The 16,977-nt window shown below is 48.2% G+C and carries 14 protein-coding genes; 4 read left to right on the forward strand and 10 right to left on the reverse strand.

Translation table 11 applies throughout. The features are described 5' to 3' along the window. Window positions 1-351: hypothetical protein (locus EHS89_RS21135; protein ID WP_211340340.1), on the forward strand; the 351-nt coding region annotated here is incomplete at its 5' end. A gap of 158 nt (window positions 352-509) precedes the next feature. Further along, window positions 510-1,145, forward strand: coding sequence for a 2OG-Fe(II) oxygenase (locus tag EHS89_RS12700; RefSeq protein WP_229753586.1), 636 nt, complete (start codon window positions 510-512; stop codon window positions 1,143-1,145). 2 nt (window positions 1,146-1,147) lie between these two features. Here the strand turns inward: EHS89_RS12700 and EHS89_RS12705 are convergent, their stop codons facing one another. From EHS89_RS12705 to EHS89_RS12750, 10 genes are all read right to left on the reverse strand, one after another. Next, complete coding sequence (locus tag EHS89_RS12705) at window positions 1,148-1,891, reverse strand: dienelactone hydrolase family protein (RefSeq protein WP_124926536.1); 744 nt, start codon at window positions 1,889-1,891, stop codon at window positions 1,148-1,150. A 104-nt stretch (window positions 1,892-1,995) separates the two neighbouring features. Further along, window positions 1,996-3,171: a methyl-accepting chemotaxis protein gene (locus tag EHS89_RS12710; protein ID WP_124926537.1), complete on the reverse strand. Its 1,176-nt coding sequence runs from the start codon at window positions 3,169-3,171 to the stop codon at window positions 1,996-1,998. Beyond that, complete coding sequence (locus tag EHS89_RS12715) at window positions 3,168-4,241, reverse strand: protein-glutamate methylesterase/protein-glutamine glutaminase (protein ID WP_124926538.1); 1,074 nt, start codon at window positions 4,239-4,241, stop codon at window positions 3,168-3,170. Before EHS89_RS12715 ends, EHS89_RS12710 begins: the two co-directional genes overlap by 4 nt. Before the next feature lie 2 nt (window positions 4,242-4,243). Continuing rightward, on the reverse strand, window positions 4,244-4,837 hold the full coding sequence (locus EHS89_RS12720) for a chemotaxis protein CheD (protein WP_124926539.1): 594 nt from the start codon (window positions 4,835-4,837) through the stop codon (window positions 4,244-4,246). Then, window positions 4,837-5,673 (reverse strand): CheR family methyltransferase, encoded by an 837-nt coding sequence (locus EHS89_RS12725; RefSeq protein ID WP_124926540.1) that lies wholly within the window; start codon window positions 5,671-5,673, stop codon window positions 4,837-4,839. Before EHS89_RS12725 ends, EHS89_RS12720 begins: the two co-directional genes overlap by 1 nt. Window positions 5,674-5,687: 14 nt before the next feature. Further along, window positions 5,688-8,033 carry a methyl-accepting chemotaxis protein gene (locus EHS89_RS12730; protein WP_124926541.1) on the reverse strand — a complete coding sequence of 782 codons (2,346 nt, stop codon included), beginning with the start codon at window positions 8,031-8,033 and terminating at the stop codon, window positions 5,688-5,690. Between the two features lie 21 nt (window positions 8,034-8,054). After that, window positions 8,055-8,600, reverse strand: coding sequence for a chemotaxis protein CheW (locus EHS89_RS12735; protein WP_124926542.1), 546 nt, complete (start codon window positions 8,598-8,600; stop codon window positions 8,055-8,057). Continuing rightward, window positions 8,597-11,452, reverse strand: coding sequence for a chemotaxis protein CheW (locus EHS89_RS12740; protein WP_124926543.1), 2,856 nt, complete (start codon window positions 11,450-11,452; stop codon window positions 8,597-8,599). The genes EHS89_RS12735 and EHS89_RS12740 overlap by 4 nt, the downstream gene beginning before the upstream one ends. A gap of 7 nt (window positions 11,453-11,459) precedes the next feature. After that, a complete protein-coding gene (locus EHS89_RS12745) occupies window positions 11,460-11,822 on the reverse strand; it encodes a response regulator (protein WP_124926544.1) in 363 nt (120 codons plus the stop codon). Beyond that, complete coding sequence (locus EHS89_RS12750) at window positions 11,822-12,121, reverse strand: STAS domain-containing protein (RefSeq protein WP_124926545.1); 300 nt, start codon at window positions 12,119-12,121, stop codon at window positions 11,822-11,824. Before EHS89_RS12750 ends, EHS89_RS12745 begins: the two co-directional genes overlap by 1 nt. A gap of 279 nt (window positions 12,122-12,400) precedes the next feature. Between EHS89_RS12750 and EHS89_RS12755 the strand changes: the two genes are divergently transcribed. Both EHS89_RS12755 and EHS89_RS12760 read left to right on the forward strand, forming a co-directional pair. Then, entirely contained in the window at window positions 12,401-13,390 is a 990-nt protein-coding gene (locus EHS89_RS12755; RefSeq protein ID WP_124926546.1) for a substrate-binding domain-containing protein, read from the forward strand. Window positions 13,391-13,403: 13 nt separating this feature from the next. Then, complete coding sequence (locus EHS89_RS12760) at window positions 13,404-16,259, forward strand: bifunctional diguanylate cyclase/phosphodiesterase (protein ID WP_124926547.1); 2,856 nt, start codon at window positions 13,404-13,406, stop codon at window positions 16,257-16,259. Window positions 16,260-16,977 lie beyond the last annotated feature (718 nt).

A 16,977-nucleotide genomic window follows, 5' to 3' on the forward strand; every position in this document is an offset into this window, starting at 1 on the left:
AAATCAGCGATCATCTTTAATGTTATTTCCCTGTGGGCTTTGCGTCAGCGCGAAGAAACAGAGGCGAGCCAGGAGGTTGCTGGTTTTTCCTGTAATAACCACTCGATCAGTATCGCGACGGGTATTCCTTATGAGACCGTACGCCGAAAAGTGAAGGCAATGGTAGAGAATGGCTGGCTTGAATTCAGCGATTCTTCTCATGTTGTGCTGAATTCGGAAAAGTGGCGTGAGGTTCTGGCGGATGTTATCGATCCGGAACGTTGTGTTGTTGGTTACGTACGTAGCACAGATGTATCTCCTAGTTTTGGTTCTCGCGAGCGTCAGGGCAGCTCTGCTGATCGTCGTAGCTAAATACTTTTTATCTCTTTAAAAAGGCCGCTGATGCGGCCTTTTCTATTGTTATTGGTCATGGAATCTGAGACGGCTGAACAGATCGGCAGAATGTAGTTGTCAGACTGACGTTTTTTCGATCAAATGCAGCCTGTTAAGAGCAGGATACCAGAGGGGCGATGATGCCTTCATCAGAAATGTTTGATCAGATAGCAGAACAGGTTTATGCACAGGGTTACTGTATTTTACCCAAGGCGCTGCCTGATGAGCTGGCCCAGGCACTGGCGACTGAAGTCCGAAGTTTACCGCAGTCTTCATTTAGTCGGGCGGGTATTGGACGACAGGAAGATCATTTGATGACGGAAGTAATTCGTCGTGATGAGATTCACTGGATTGATAATTCTACGGCAGCAGGAAGTGCCTGGCTGAACTGGACTGCTCAGCTGCAACAGGCTATGAATCGGCGTCTGTTTTTGGGGCTGTTTTCGTTTGAAAGTCATTATGCGCATTATAGTGAAGGCGACTTTTACAAAAAGCACCTGGATGCGTTCAGGGGGCAGCAAAATCGCATGCTGACAGTAGTAACATATCTGAACCCTGAGTGGGGTGATGAGGATGGTGGTGAGCTACTGATCTATCCGGAGCAGGGTGAGAATCCATTACATAAGGTCAAACCAGCATTTGGCACTCTGGTTATATTCCTCAGCGAAGAGTTCCCCCATGAAGTACTACCGGCGCATACTGATCGTTACAGTATCGCCGGCTGGTATCGTATAAACAGTTCAGACAGTCAGCGCATCGATCCGGCTGAATGATCTTAGTCTGTATTTTGTTCCAGTGTGTTTGTCAGGTAATGACTGAAACGTTGCCATGACTTTCTGTCAGCGTCTTCCCTGTATCTTGCACTACCAAAGACAGTAAAGGCATGAGGTGCGCCACTATAGGAGATCATCTCATGCCTAACGTTGTTGCTTTCCAGCTCAGTTGCCAGGTTGGCAAACTGATCCATAGTAATAGCAGTGTCAGCAGTTCCGTGCATGATCAGTACTGAGCCTGTGGTTTGGCTATAATTCTGACCTTCGGGTGTGCTGAGTCCGCCATGAAAGGTTGCAAAGCCTTTCATCGGGGCACCTGAGCGGGCGAATTCCAGTACAGCCGCACCACCGAAACAGTATCCCATAGCCACACTGTTTGTGGTGTTGGCCCCTAGTTGTCCGGCTTTTTCAAGCGCTCCCTGCATCAGAGCCCGCATTTTTTCCCGGTCTTTATAGAGCTCGCCGGTATGCTGCTTTTTATCACTGACCTCTGTTGGCCGAACTCCCGCACCAAACAGGTCAGCGGCAAACACTGCATAGCCCATCTCTTTGAGCATGTTGGCACGTCGTATTTCATAGTGGGTGAGGCCATCCCAGTCATGTACCAGAAGCACCAGCGGTGCGTTGGCAGAAGGGCTAACAAAAAAGCCCTCGTAGGGCTGACCATTAATGTCGTAGTTAACCGGGGCTGCCAATACTGCTGAACTAAGGCATAGACTGGCCCACAGACCGTGCGAAATATTCATGACTCTCTACTCCATACAGGCAATTACATATGAGAATTGTAGTATCAGAATAGAGAAGTTGGTTTTGTGCCGTATTTCAGCGCGTCAGGCTTAACACTCTGGATTTAGAATAATTCAACCTCGCCGGTGGAGATATCTTTTTGAATAGATTGCCGGGTTAGTTTGTTTTTACGGCTTTTCTGCATCAGGGAGTGACACTCGTTGCGTAGCTGCTCTGGCGATAATTCGCCTGACTCAGTACTGTCAGGTATCAGGTTTTGTATGAGGCCTGACAGTGCTTGCAAGTGTTCTAAATTGATCTCAACCGCAGTTAATGATTGATTCGAGATGTCCTCAAATTGCAGTGACTGGATCATGCCTTCGGTGGCACTGCCCATTTGATCGGATAGCTGAGTTACCTGATTGATTTTATCGTTGATCAGTTGATTGGCCTGCTGCATCTGCTCTATCAGATCTGTTATGTTCTGCTGAGTTTGCTCGGTTTCCTGCTGATCTGAATGAATCATCGTATTAACGCTACTGCGTAAAACCTCGATGGTCTCCCGGGTCGCGCCAACTTCCTCTCGAATCTTGCTATTCAGTTGAGTCGAGTTATTCGAAAGCGTACGTACTTCATCGGCTACTACAGCAAACCCCCGACCTGCTTCGCCAGCACGGGCCGCTTCAATGCTGGCATTGAGTGCCAGCAGGTTGGTTTGGCTTGCCAAGCCTTCAACATTCTCCAGTAGAGCAAAAATGCCGTCCAGCTTGCTAACCATTTCGTCGATATGCTGAACTGTGTCTTGGCGGCTGTTACTGAGTTCATTCATCGTGTTGGCAAAATGGGTAATCATGCGACTAATTTCGATAAAAAACTGCTGAAAACTGAGTTGGCTGTCGACGGAGTTACCGGACTGCTCCGTCTGAGAGAGAATCTCAGAAGTGATGCTGGTCTGCTCTGCAGTAAGCGCATGCATATTTTGAAAACTCAGACTCATTAGGTCAGAGGTTTCTTTTAGCATCGCTTTCAGGTTGTTAAGTTCGTAGCTGATTACCTCGGTTTCATACTTCAGAGTTGAAGACATATCCTGCGATAACAGAGCAGTTTGAGACGTTGCAGGTTCTGTGTCAGTCGTCTCTTGCGTCGGAGATGAGCTTGTCGGATAAAACTGTCCGGCAATGCTGAAGAAAATGATGCTTAAGCAGCTCCACTGTAGCCAGGGTGCAGGATACAGATAGAACGCAAAACCGAGCACAAGAACAGTAACGATAGACAGATAGCGAAGGTAGGTATGAATCATGATGCTTTGCCTTGCGAATTATCAGAAAGAGCTGCTAGTAGCCTTTGCGGCATTTTAGGCAACGAGATGATTTCTTTGGCGGACTGATAACGGACGGCTGCACCGGGCATACCCCAAACCAGGCTGGTAGCCTCGTCCTGAGCGATAGTGAGGCTACCTGCGTCTGCCAGCGGTTTCATCGCTAAAGAACCATCTTCCCCCATGCCTGTTAGCAAGATGGCGGTGACCCGCCAGGGCGTCACTTTGTTAAGGGAGTTAAACATCACCTCGACAGAGGGCTTGTGACGATTGACCTCTTCAGTATCGAGCAGTTTACAGACCAGCTTGGCGCCTTGTTTTATTGCCGTCAGGTGTCGGTTTCCCGGCGCTACATATACGTGCCCCGCCAGAATAGGCTCCCTGTCACTGGCTTCTTTTACCGTCAGGGGAGTTATATTATTCAATCGCTTAGCAAAGCGGCTGCTGAAGCTGGCTGGGATATGCTGGGTAATTATTATTGGCGGCATATTTGCAGGTAACTTACTGAGCAGATCTGCAATCGCCTCAGTGCCTCCGGTTGATGCGCCGATCGCTACTATTTGCAGACGGTCAGCCGCAAATTTAAATCCAGTGGTCTGTTTTGCAGTGGGCCTGATACTGTTACGTTGATGAAATTTTATCTTGGTTGCTGAGCTGGCCGCCGCTTTAATCTTACTAATAAGATCGTTCTGGAAAGCGTGAAATACAGCTGCGTTATCATCTGTTCTGGGCTTGGGGATATAGTCAACCGCCCCTATTTCTAATGCTTGTAGCGTGACATCAGCCCCCTCATGCGTCAGAGAGGACAGCATAACCACCGGCATTGGGTTCAGTCTCATCAGGTTGCGCAGGAAAGTGATGCCATCCATGCGTGGCATCTCAACATCCAGGGTTAATACATCAGGCTTTAGTTGCTTTATTTTATCCCGTGCGTCGAAAGGATCAACGGCGGTGCCTACCACCTGAATGGCTTTGTCCTCAGACAGTAGTTCACTGATTACTTCTCGTACCAGTGCTGAGTCATCGACAATAAGTACTTTTATTGGTGTCATGTTCAGCTCTCCCTACCAAACAATAAAATATCCGGGCTGTTCAATTGCTGTTGTACCTGCACCTGTGACTGATATTGTTGTTCCTCAAGTGCTAGCTGGCTGGCGAGCTGAGGCTTGATCTTTTTAATAAGCAGACGTCCGGTGGTGGGGAAAAAGGCAACTTTGCGGGGGCTGCTGCCGCCCAGATCGGATGCGGTCAGTTTTAACCCGTCACGGTTAATAAATGATTCAATGAAATCAATATTCTGGCGACCTATCTTTGTTTTCCATTGCATCATTTCACCGCCACCACAGACCTTTATCTCAAGATTGTTACGGTCCGATCCAAGTTTCATCATTTTATTAATCAGCTTTTCCATCGCAAACAGTCCATAGCGTAATGGTTGCTCGGGATCGCTGTTGCTAGAGGCGTCCGGTAGCATAAAGTGATTCATGCCTCCGAAGTTCAGCAGCGGATCATGCAGGCAGGCGCTGATACATGAACCCAGCACGGTGGTTAATACCACGGGTTCATCAGTCACCTTATATTCACCTGGGGAAATTTTGAACGCCTGGCACTGCCATTGGGGTTCCCAGAAGCTATTGGCTGTATTCATTAGCTACCTACCTTTCTGTAGATAGTCCGGCCAATCAACTCAAACATCTGTTGTTGGCGAACCAGTGCTTCTGAGTGTCCGACAAACAGATAACCGCCGGGTTTAAGCATTTTAGCCATTCGGTCGAGCAATATCTTTTGAGTGGGCGCATCAAAATAAATCATAACGTTACGGCAAAAAATGGCATCAAATGAGGACTTGATCGGCCATTCGTCCATCAGATTCAGCTGTCTGAAACTAATTAGTTCCTGCAGCGTCGATTTAATACGAATCAGACCTTCCTGCTTACCCCGGCCCTTCAGAAACCACTTTTGCAGGTCGGATCGGCTGATGTTGCTGCGATTCAGATCGTAAATACCCTGCCTTGCGGTCTGTAATACAGCGGAATCAATGTCGGTTGCCAGAATTTTCAGATCCCAGCTGGCAGGGCTAATGCCGGCGTTACATAGTGTCATTGCCAGACTATAGGCCTCTTCACCCATGGAGCAGCCAGCTGACCAGAAGCGTAACTTTCTATCATGGCCATGGAGTCGCTCAGGCACGATCTGATCCCTGATAAAATCAAAGTGATGCTTCTCTCTGAAAAAAGAGGTCAGGTTAGTCGTTAAGGCATTAATAAAAAAGGTCTGCTCTGACTCGTTGTCCTGCAGGTATTCAAAGTAAGCCTCAAAGCTATTCAGATTCAGGCAGCGTAGCCTGCGAATCAGGCGGTTATACACCATATCCTGTTTATGGTCCGCCAGTGCAATACCCGCCGACGAGTACAGCCGCTCACGCACCAGATTAAACTGCTGAGTTGTAAATTTATAATCGCGGACTGAGGCTTCCTGCAGCATGATAATCCGGGAGATCAGAACTCCTCCCAGTCCTCCTCGTTATTTCCGGTATCCTGCATGAGTGCCGGCTTTGCTGTTTTTACCGGCATTGTTGGTTGCGCTGCGGCTGACGTCAGTGCCCGAATACGCTCCAGGTCACTATTGCTCTGCTGTGTGGCAGGCTGATGATTAGTGTTATTAATATTGAACACACTCACCATATTCTGCAGTTGGTTGGCCTGATCTTTAAGGGAGGATGATGCTGCCGCAACTTCTTCAACCAGAGCTGCGTTTTGTTGCGTACTTTCATCCATTTGGGTAACAGCAATATTTACCTCTTCAATACCGGTTGCCTGTTCCCGGCTGGCGGCTGCTATTTCACTGATAATACGGGATACATTATTGATAGCCCCATTGATTTCATTCAGCGCCTGACCAGACTTATTGACGAACAGACCACCCTCTTCAACTTTAACAACGCTATCGCTGATCAGCTCCTTAATCTCTTTAGCTGCGCTGGCACTGCGCTGAGCCAGATTGCGTACTTCAGATGCCACAACGGCAAAGCCCCGTCCCTGTTCACCGGCCCGGGCAGCCTCTACAGCGGCATTTAGTGCCAGCAGGTTGGTCTGGAACGCGATTTCATCAATGACACCAATAATCTCGGCGATTTTAGATGAGCTGGAGCTGATATCGGCCATTGAATTGATGACACGGCCAGAAATCTCTTCGCCTTTTTCTGCCAGGTCCTGAGCGTTGCTGGCTAATTGACGCGCTTGTTCAGCGTTATCCGCATTCTGTTTAACGGTACTGGTCATCTGTTCCATACTGGCAGCGGTTTCTTGTAAGCTGGCAGCCTGGGCTTCTGTGCGGGAGCTGAGCGTCGCGTTACCTGAGGCGATCTCGGTAGTGCCGGTATTGATGCTTGAACCGGCATTTCTGATCTCTGAAACGATATTGTCCAGGTTCCGAATGGAGCTGTTGAGGGCGTGGTTCAGTTCCGCAAATTCACCATGAAAATCACCGCTCATCTGCTGTGTCAGATCACCTTCTGCCAGGGCTGAGATAACTCGCTTTACCTCCCCTAAAGGTTGAACAATAGCATCCAGTAGCTGATTTACGCCGATCGCGATGTTGCTCATAAAGCCGCTATACAACGCGGTATCCAGCCGTTGATCCAGTTGGCCTTTTGAGGCGTTCTGAATCATGAGCTCTACCTCACTTTCAGCGACTAACTGATCGGTAATATCGGCCCACTCAACCACGGTACCCAGTCGTTCTCCCTGTTCATCAATTACAGGGTTGGCTATCAGGGTGAAGCTGCGTTTGCCGACTTTAATCTGGCTGTTATGGGTAGATTTCAGCGCTTGCAGCATCTTTTGCTGATGTTCTGGATGCTTATGAAAGATATCAAAGTTAGAGCCGACGATCTTTTCACTGTCAAAATTCGGGAGCTGCTCTCGAATATCGTCCTGTGCGGTACTCATCATCTTAAGTACCGCTTCGTTGCAGTAGATAATTTCCCCCAGATTATCGGCGACCATCACATTTGAAGAAACGTTATCAAGGGCCACTTTAATGCGCTGTGCCCGACGTGCAGCTTCCTTTGCGTCGTTGACTTCGAAGCCTAGTTTTACTGCCAGCATTTTAGCGATACGTTTCAGCTCGCCGGTTTCACCGGGTTCATCGATGGGTACCTGTCTTAAGTATTCGCCTTCGGAAATATCCTGCATGTAGCGACGAGTCTGGTTCATCTGCTGGATGACATGTTTCTGAATAAAGCTTTGTGAGCCGCCCAGCATAATCAGAAAAGCAATAACCGGGCCTGTCATTAGTGCCATATCGGGCAGGCCTGTGGCAAAAATAACGGCGTTTATCAGTACCGCAGCAGCGACGCCGATCAGTGCATACTTAGTCAGCATGCCCGCAAGATTTGCAGAGGGGATCTTTCCGGGAGAGGGGATACTCGTCTGATTGTTTTTTAATTTTGCGTAAAGGCGCTCTGTCGATTCGATCTCTTCCTGCGTGGGCTTGGTTCTGACCGACATATATTCAACGATTTCACCATTTTTAAAAACCGGGGTGACATTGGCCTTAACCCAGTAAAAATCACCGTTCTTGCAGCGGTTTTTTACCAGTTTTGACCAGGGCCGTCCCAGTTTAAGCGTGTCCCAGAGGTCCTGAAATGCTGCCTGAGGCATATCCGGATGGCGGACCAGGTTATGGCTTTTACCGATGAGTTCGGCATAACTGAAACCGCTGACTTCAACAAAGGCCGGATTAGTGTAAGTGATAACACCTTTCAGGTTGGTCTTGGTTACCAGCTCCTGATCATCTTTGAGTTTTATCTCAATATCAGTTATCGGCTCATTGATTTTCATATTTGTACTCCAGGGCCCTGATTACGCAATCATCGATTCATGTAGATCAATTGCCAACTCGTCAGCATTCATCAGTTCATCAATATCTATCAACACGATCATCTGCTCATTTTGAGCGACCAGCCCGGTAATGAACTCTGAATTAATCACTGTCCCCAGTTGGGGGGCAGGCTGTATCTGTTCTTTGGGTAAACTGTAGGTTTCGGCAACAGCATCAACAATGATGCCCATGATGCGCTGCTGATCCCCGCTGTTAACATTGATTACAATGACCACCGTAGTGGGGCCGTATTCAACGGCTGGTAGCCCAAAGCGTTCACGCAGGTCAATCACGGGAATGATGGCACCACGCAGATTCAACACACCCTTGAGGTAGACCGGCATATCCGGTACCCGGGTCATTGGGGTCCAGCCCCTGACTTCCTGTACCCGTAATATATCGATACCGTATTCTTCGTTATCTAACAGAAAGCTTAAATATTGCTGACCCTCTGTATTCTGATCCAGGTCGTAGTCGGTATTGTCCCCGGTGCTTTTTCCGGCGCTATGCCAATCGGGTCTCGTCATACCTGTTCCTCCAGGGGGGGCTTGTTTAATACGATGGTGCGTTGATGAGCGGCCTGAGTCAGGGAATAATCCAGGCCACGTTTAATCAGGCCGGCAATATCCAGAATCAGTGCTACGCTGCCGTCGCCTAAAATAGTTGCGCCGGTCAGGCCATCAATACGTTTAAAGTTTTGTTCCAGGCTTTTAATAACAACCTGTTGCTGGCCGAACAATTCATCGACGATCAGGCCTGCTTTTTGGCCTGCGCTTTCGACAATAGCGATGAGCTGACCAGATGAAACCTGATCTGTTTCAGGTAGATTAAATAGTTTATGCAAACTGATCAGCGGTACGTATTCATCCCTGAATAACAAAAGATTGTGCTGACCGGCAATGGGGCTAAGATCGGATTCTTTTGCCAGAATAGTTTCGATAATACTGATCAGGGGGATGATATAGGTTTCATCATGCAGCCGGATCAGCTGACCATCCATTATGGCCAGTGTGAGTGGTAAACTGACTGAAAACAGCGTGCCCTGGCCGGGTTCTGAGCTGATTTGTATGTTGCCACCCAGTGCCTCAATATTCCTGCGAACCACGTCCATACCCACACCGCGACCGGATAGGTCACTCACCTGATCCGACGTTGAGAAGCCGGGGCTAAATAACAGGTCATGAATCTCGCCGCTGCTAAGGGATTGTTCGGGCGCAATTAAACCTTGCTTAATCGCCTTTTGGCGTACTTTCTGTTCGTCAATTCCCCGGCCATCATCAATAATATCGATGATAAAAAAACCGCTTTGATGATATGCATTCAGTTGTAACGTGCCGGTTTCAGGTTTGCCCATTGCAAGCCGTTGCTGTGGTGTTTCTAAACCGTGATCTAAGGCGTTACGTATCAGGTGAACCAGGGGATCACCGATTTTTTCCATCACGGTTTTGTCGATCTCGGTTTGTTCCCCGGAGATGCGCAGTTCAACTTTTTTCTCCAGCTTGGTGCTGATGTCATGAACCAGCCGGGGAAAACGATTAAAGACAAAGCTGATCGGGAACATGCGCACCCGCATAACATCTTCCTGCAGGTCGCGGGTGTTACGCTCAAGTTGCTCAAGCCCGGCCATCAGGCGTTCGGTATCGACTGAGGGTATTTCAGCTATATCCTGGCCGATCTGGCTTAGCATCGCCTGAGTTATAACAAGCTCACCGACCCGGTTTACCAGAATATCAATTTTTTCCAGCTCAACCCGAACACTGCTGGCTTCAGTGGTAACCCGGTTCAGAGTCGATGAATTCTTCTTTTCGGTATTCTGGTTGGGTGTGTTTGTCTTCGGACTAACTGAAGAGACTGCTTCAGTGGTAGTTGAGGGCTCTTTATTGGCTGAGGGCTCTTTATTCGCTGAGGGCCCTATGTTGGCCGAGGGCTCTTTATTAGCTGAGGGCTCATTATTAGCTGAGGGCTCTTTATTAGCTGAGGGCTCTTTATTAGCTGAGGACTCTTTATTAGCTGAGGACTCTTTATTAGCTGAGGACTCTTTATTCGCTGAGGGCTCTATGTTGGCTGTGGGCTCTTTATTGGCTGAGGGTTCTATGTTGGCTGTGGGCTCTTTATTGGCTGAGGGTTCTTTATTCGCTGAAGGCTCTATACTAGCTGAAGGCTCATTCTTAGCTAAAGAAGAGTTCTTAACCGAAGTGTCGAGACTATTATCGATCTCAGGTCCATCAGAGGATGCCGCAACCGGTTGTGCTTCTGTTTCCGGAGGTTGTCTGTGTGTCGCAGTGCCGGTTGGTATAATCTGCAGATCGCAGTCATCCTCAACCCATTCAAAGATCTCCCTGATCTGGCTTTCATCGCAGTCACTTTGCAGCTCTATTTGCCAGCGAAGACAGAGTTCATGCGGATTAAGTTCTGCTAACGAAGGTAACTCATCAGTTAATGCGCTGATAGACGCAGAGCCAAGCTGCTGTAGTGCCTCGAGCATGAAAACCGGCTCATGGCCCAACTGCATCATCTGTTTTGAGGGGGTGAAACTGATATGCCAGCCAGCACCTGTTTGCTCTGTGCGGGATTGTTGAGCATCCGCATTGTTCAGGATCGTTAGCTCGCAATCGTCTTCAATCCATTCAAAAATTTCACGTATTTCAGCTTCACTGCAGTCGGCGTTAAGGTTTAATTGCCAGCTTAAGTGCAGTGTATAAGGATCGAGCTCCGTCAGAGGGGGGATATCCTGGGTGAACGCCTCTGTTTCAACATCGCCCAGTTCTTGCAGGGCTTCGAGTAAGAACCAGGGTTCATGGCCTTGTTGTAGTAATGTCGGGGCCGGTTTGAAATAAATTTGCCAGTTAGCGCTGCTTAGCTGTCCGGGAGAGGCCTGTTCTTCGCCTGCGTGCTTACTGGAGGGCCTGGTGACAGGCATAGCCGAATCATATGTTTCGTCTACCGCGGTCGACTGTGTGTGTTCAGCGTCAGATGCGGGGCCGGTACTTTCAAGCTCGCCATTAATAGCCTGAAGTAAGCGCAGATCTAGCTGGTTAATCTGGTCTGTGTCGGTCGCAGGGCCGTTCTGAGTGGCTGCCAGCAGGGCGCGAATAGCATCAACAGATTCCAGTAAAAGATTGATGATAGCCGGAGTGACAGGCTGACGCTCTTTACGCAGATTATCGAGTAGGGTTTCAACGTTGTGGGTAAACTCGCCTACCTGATCAAAGCCAAAAGTACCGGCGCCACCTTTAATGGAGTGGGCGGCTCTGAAAATAGTGTTTATTGTCTCATGGTCGCCGGAGTCCAGATTAAGGAGCCCGTTCTCCATTATCTCCAGGCCTTCGTAGCTCTCTTCGAGGAAGGTTGATATGAACTGAGACAGATCGATACTCATAGATTAACTACCTGACGACCCGTTTAATGGTGCTGATCAGTTTTTCGGGATTAAAAGGCTTTACCAGCCAGCCGGTTGCCCCGGCTTGTTTGCCTTTTTGCTTCATCTCCATTGAGCTGTCGGTGGTTAGCATCAGTACCGGTGTAAATCGGGCAGAAGGGCGTTTTCTCAGTTCAGTACAAAAGGTAATGCCATCCATTATCGGCATGTTTACATCGGCCAGAACCAGATCAAACTTATTCTCCGCGGCGATATCCAGAGCTTGTTGCCCATTCTCCGCTTCTAAAACCTCATAGCCTTCATGTTTCAGCGTGAACACCACCATGCCGCGTAGCGAGGCAGAATCATCCACGACCAGAATGGTAGCCATTATTTATCTCCATCAGATGTTTGCTGGCCGAATATTGCGTGGTCTAAACCCAGGGTTTGTGCCTGATGTTGCAAGGTGGGTGCAACGGATAGCCAGTGATAGGTTTTGCCACTATTGATAACCTGTGTGATAAACGCCAGCAGCAGTTGTAAGCCTGCACTGTCAATGCGGCACAAGTCATTACTCTGAAAATTAAAGTGGCGGTGCTGGTCTATGGCCTGACAAAATACAGGGTGCCACTGATCAACTGTATTGATCGAAAGCTCTTCCGGTAATTCAATTGTTGTGCTGTCAGACATGGACGTTCCTGCATCATAATCAGATAGATAAAATCTGACTCACGAACGGTTCTAAGTCAAAGAAATAGGCTGGCGGGGTACTCAAACTGGGTATCGGTTGGGCAGTATTGGTGCTTATTTGAACAATGCACAAAATGGTGATGTTCGTCCGTAATTCAGGGGCTTAGTCGTTAGACTTTTGATTAGGGCTCAATTGGGCAGAGTAATTCTGTGTTAAGTTGGGGTTGAAAGGGAATTCATATTAGCTGTTTTTATTATTCGTTTGCGTTGGAGAATAATATGCAATATCTGAATGCCTTCTGCCGTAAAAATATCTTTTTCGGTTTTCTTTTCTCTCTGTTTTTTTTATCTGCCTGTAGTGAATCTGAACCTGTTACTAAAGCCCCTGCTGTCGTCGAAGAGGCGCCGGTTGCTGAGGTTAAAACGGTGGCTCTGGTGATGAAAACCCTGACTAATCCTTTTTTTATCGAGATGGAACGGGGGGCTCGACAGGCAGAACAAAAGCTGGGTATTGAGCTGGTGGTTAAGACGGCTGCGCAGGAAACATCGATACAACAGCAGATCAGTATTGTGGAAGATCTGATTCGTGATCATGTAGATGCCATCGTCATAGCTCCGGGAGACTCTGTTGAACTGGTACCTGTTTTAAAACAGGCGCGGGATGCTGGGATAGTCGTGATCAATATTGATAACCGGTTGGATAAGGAGTTTGCCAAAGTCTCCGGCTTAGTCGGCGTGCCTTTTATCAGTGTGGATAACGAGCATGCCGCTTATCAGTCAGCAAAGACGTTAACTTCAGCGATGTCTGAAACCACTCAAGTAGCGATTATCGAAGGCATTCGGGAAGCTGAAAATGCTAAGGATCGTAAAAATGGCGCGGTAAAAGCATTTAATGAATCTGAATTTGCCGAAGTTGTTTTCAGTGAAACGGCCCACTGGAAAATAGATGAATCTTATGAAGTCACTAAACATCTGCTGGAGCAGCACCCGCAAGTGAAAGCGATATTCTGTGCTAACGATATGATGGCGCTGGGGACACTGAAATACCTTAAAGACAGCAAACGTAGCGATGTCCGGGTTGCCGGTTACGATGCGCTTGAACAGGCTGTGACGGCAGTTAAATCGGGTGAACTGGTTGCAACGGTTGATCAGCAGGCGGCCGAGCAGGGGTATCAGGGGGTAATGTTCGCGTATAGGGCACTGCAGGGTGACCGTTTACCTGCGGTGATACTGATCGATACCCGGCTGATCACCAGCGCTTCATTCTAACGGATTAACTTAGATGCTCAATCCGGGGAAAAAGATTATTGTCCGTTTTGTCGGGCTTATGATTCTGATATCAGTGTTACCGTTACTGCTTATCGGTCTGATTTCCTATCAGGCTAGTAGCCAGGCGATGCAGGAAGCGGAGCAGCGCTATGCCCGTACGTTATTGCAGAATCAGGTAGAGCGGCTGAGCTCGCAGTTAGAACAGGTTGAAAACCTGATTGCCAATATATCCGGTGTGGAAGATATCACCCGTTCTCTGAATGACAAAAACAGCTCTGCCGATAGTTATACCCATTTGGCGACGCAGGCGCGTATTGGCTATATTCTGAACGGTTATCTGAGCCTCAAAGGGCTGGTGTCCATCGATATATTTACCGAAGGGGGAGCTCACTATCATGTGGGGGATACGCTGGATATCAGCGCTGCCCGACTGGAGATAAAAGATCAGATAAAACAGCAGGCGCTGGCATCAGATAAACAGGTGTATTGGGCCGGCGTGGTCGACAACGTAAACAGTACTTCACGTCATCGTCAGGTATTAACGGCCGCCAGAATATTGAAGGTGCTGGATCGTGAAACCATGCAGCAGCAACCTATCGCCGTAATTCTGGTTAATTACAGCCTGGATTATCTGGCTCAACAGTTTACCCAGGCCGAGCTGTTACAGGGTAGTCAACTGGCTTTGCTGGATCAGTTTGGCAATGTAATCTATCAGAATAATCCAACAGGAAATCAGCTGTTAATTCGTTATATCCACCAGGGCTTTCATGAGGGTATGTTTGCCGATTGGCAGGATAATCGTTACCTGGTTCAGGAGCAGCATCTTGAGGCATACAACTGGCACCTGATCAGTGCTGTTCCTGAGAGTATATTGCTCACCGGTGTAAGAGATATTCGGCAGATTACGCTGAGTCTTTTGGTGTTAGGTTTGTTGTTAGTGCTATTTGCGGGGGGGCTGTTTTTCCGCAATATACTTACCCCGATCAGAGCGGTGGTGAGTAGCTTTAAATCACTGCAGGGCAATGATTACGATCTGAACCAGCGACTACCGGTTAAAGGTAATGATGAGATAACAGAGTTGGTACGCTGGTTTAACCGCTTTCTCGATAACCTGGCCGCCCAGAAAGAGTCTGAAGCGGCCTTGAGAGAAAGTGAACGGCGTTACGAGTTGGTGGTGAATGCGACCCACGAGGGACTGTGGGACTGGAATCTGCTGGAAGATACCTTGTACCTGTCGCCAAGGTTTCTTGTGTTGCTGGGCCGGGATCCTGTCACAGAGCCGTTGGAAACAAATAGCCCTGCTGAATGGTTGGAACGGATTCACGGGGATGATCTGCAAAGTGTCAAACAGCAGATCGAGTTGCACCTGCAGGGGGTTGCGCCTCACTTTGAATCTGAATACCGGCTGCTACAAAAAGATGGTAGCTATCGCTGGGTACTAAGCCATGGCCTGGTTGAACTGGATGCAGCCGGGGAGCCGGTAAGAATGGCGGGCTCGCACTCTGATATCAGTGACCGCAAAGATGCAGAGTCCCGCCTGCGCCATGATGCATTTCACGATAATCTGACCGGGCTGAGTAACCGGGCATGGTTTACCAGCTATCTGGCGAAGACGATCAACGATACCGCACGACAAAAAGAGCAGGCTTTTGCGGTACTGTTTCTCGACCTGGACCACTTTAAAATGGTTAACGATACCCTGGGGCATTCAGCCGGCGATCAACTGTTGATAGAGGTTTCTGCGCGACTCAAGGACTGTCTACGCAATACGGATCTGTTAGCCCGCCTTGGTGGTGATGAGTTCGTGATATTACTGGAGCACAGTGATGACTTTCATTACATCCATGTGGCTGAGCGGATCCTTGAAGCGTTGGTGCGACCCTATCAGATTGCCGAGCAAGAGGTGCTGTCCGGAGGCAGTATAGGTATTGCGCTGAGTCATGCCGGTTACAGTGATCCTGATGAAATGATCCGGGACGCTGATATCGCGATGTATCAGGCGAAGCTGTCTGGTAAAAACTGTTATGTAGTCTTTGATGAAGACATGCGTGAGCATCTGGTGCAGCGTATAAATACCGAGCGCGAACTGAGTAAAGCGATTAAAGATGATCAGTTAATACTTCACTACCAGCCGGTCATTAATCTGAAAACAGGCCAGATTGCGGGCTGTGAAGCACTGGTTCGCTGGCAGCACCCGGAAAAAGGTTTGCTCAACCCCGACCAGTTTATCCCCATCGCGGAGAGTAGCAATCTGATTCACCCTCTGGGGCAGTGGGTGCTGGAATCAGCATGTCGGCAATGGTGTGAGTGGCGTAGAACCGTCTTTTGCGGACTTGAGTTATCCCTGTCAGTGAATCTTTCACCGGTGCAGTTTTATGATGAGGGGCTGTTACGAATACTGCCGGGGCTACTGTCGAAATATCAGTTTTCCCCGGGAGAGCTAGCGCTGGAAATTACCGAGACAGTATTGATTCGGGATACCCGTAAAGCCGCCAGAGTGATAGATAAAATTAAAGCGCTGGGGGTTGAGGTTCATCTGGATGACTTTGGTACCGGATACTCTTCTTTGAGTCATCTGTCTGAATTCCCGATCGATCTGATAAAAATAGATCGCTCTTTTGTGATGCAGTGCGTCGAATCTAAAAAGCATCATCGGGTTGTTAGTGGCATTCTCAATCTTGCCCACGAGCTGGATCTGCCCTGTATTGCCGAAGGGATAGAAACCCAGGATCAGTTATGGCAACTACAACAGCAGGGGTGTGAGTATGGTCAGGGCTACTATATCTATCGGCCTCTGAATGTAGAACAGATGGCTAAAGTGTTAAATACGAGGGAAGCAGAAGGTCAGGAGCAGGAGGCGACTTATTGATAAGGCTTTGATAGCCACAGAAAGGTACATGCAGAAAATCTGAACCAGAGATGGTTTTACTTATATTCAGGCAGAGGATTGGTTAACAGGGGGAAGAACGAATACCGGCTACCCAACAGCCAGAACAGAGTTCTTAGCGCCAGTGTAACCGGTTTGGCCTCAATTATTATTTTTATTAAGAGACGGTATTGTCCACATCTTTGCCGCAGTTATTTTTATTTTGGCCGATGCTTTCAGTATTTGTTGTTGTTCTTATTATTTTTGTTGTTATTACTCTATATAAAGCAGGTGACGTGCCACATATTGTAACTTATTGATTTTAGTGGCTTTTGTCTGTCTTAGTTACCTGTTTGTTACTTACTGACAGAGCTTAGGTGGTGAAAGTGTTACCTTATGACCCAAAAGGGGTAACACTTACTGGGTGGGAAGGTAACGTTTGTGGGGGCTTGAGCGCGCGGGGCAGATTTACTGTTCCGCAATATCAGGAGAGGACTGTATGCTAATGTACTTAACTGGCTCCAGTGTTTCTATAATCCACTGTAGAGTTCGATTGGTGAAAGTTGCAAAAGCACCGCAGGTTATGCAGTTGTAGAGTTTGTAGCCGGGCATGACGGACATTACTTTTAACGCTGGGTGAGGCCTTGGCGTATTGTATATTTTGAGTTCTCTGCATGCAGGACAGATATGGGGCGTCATGATATGGAGTCCTTCCTTGGAT

This window comes from Amphritea balenae (assembly GCF_003858655.1).
Classification (GTDB): Bacteria; Pseudomonadota; Gammaproteobacteria; order Pseudomonadales; family Balneatricaceae; genus Amphritea; species Amphritea balenae.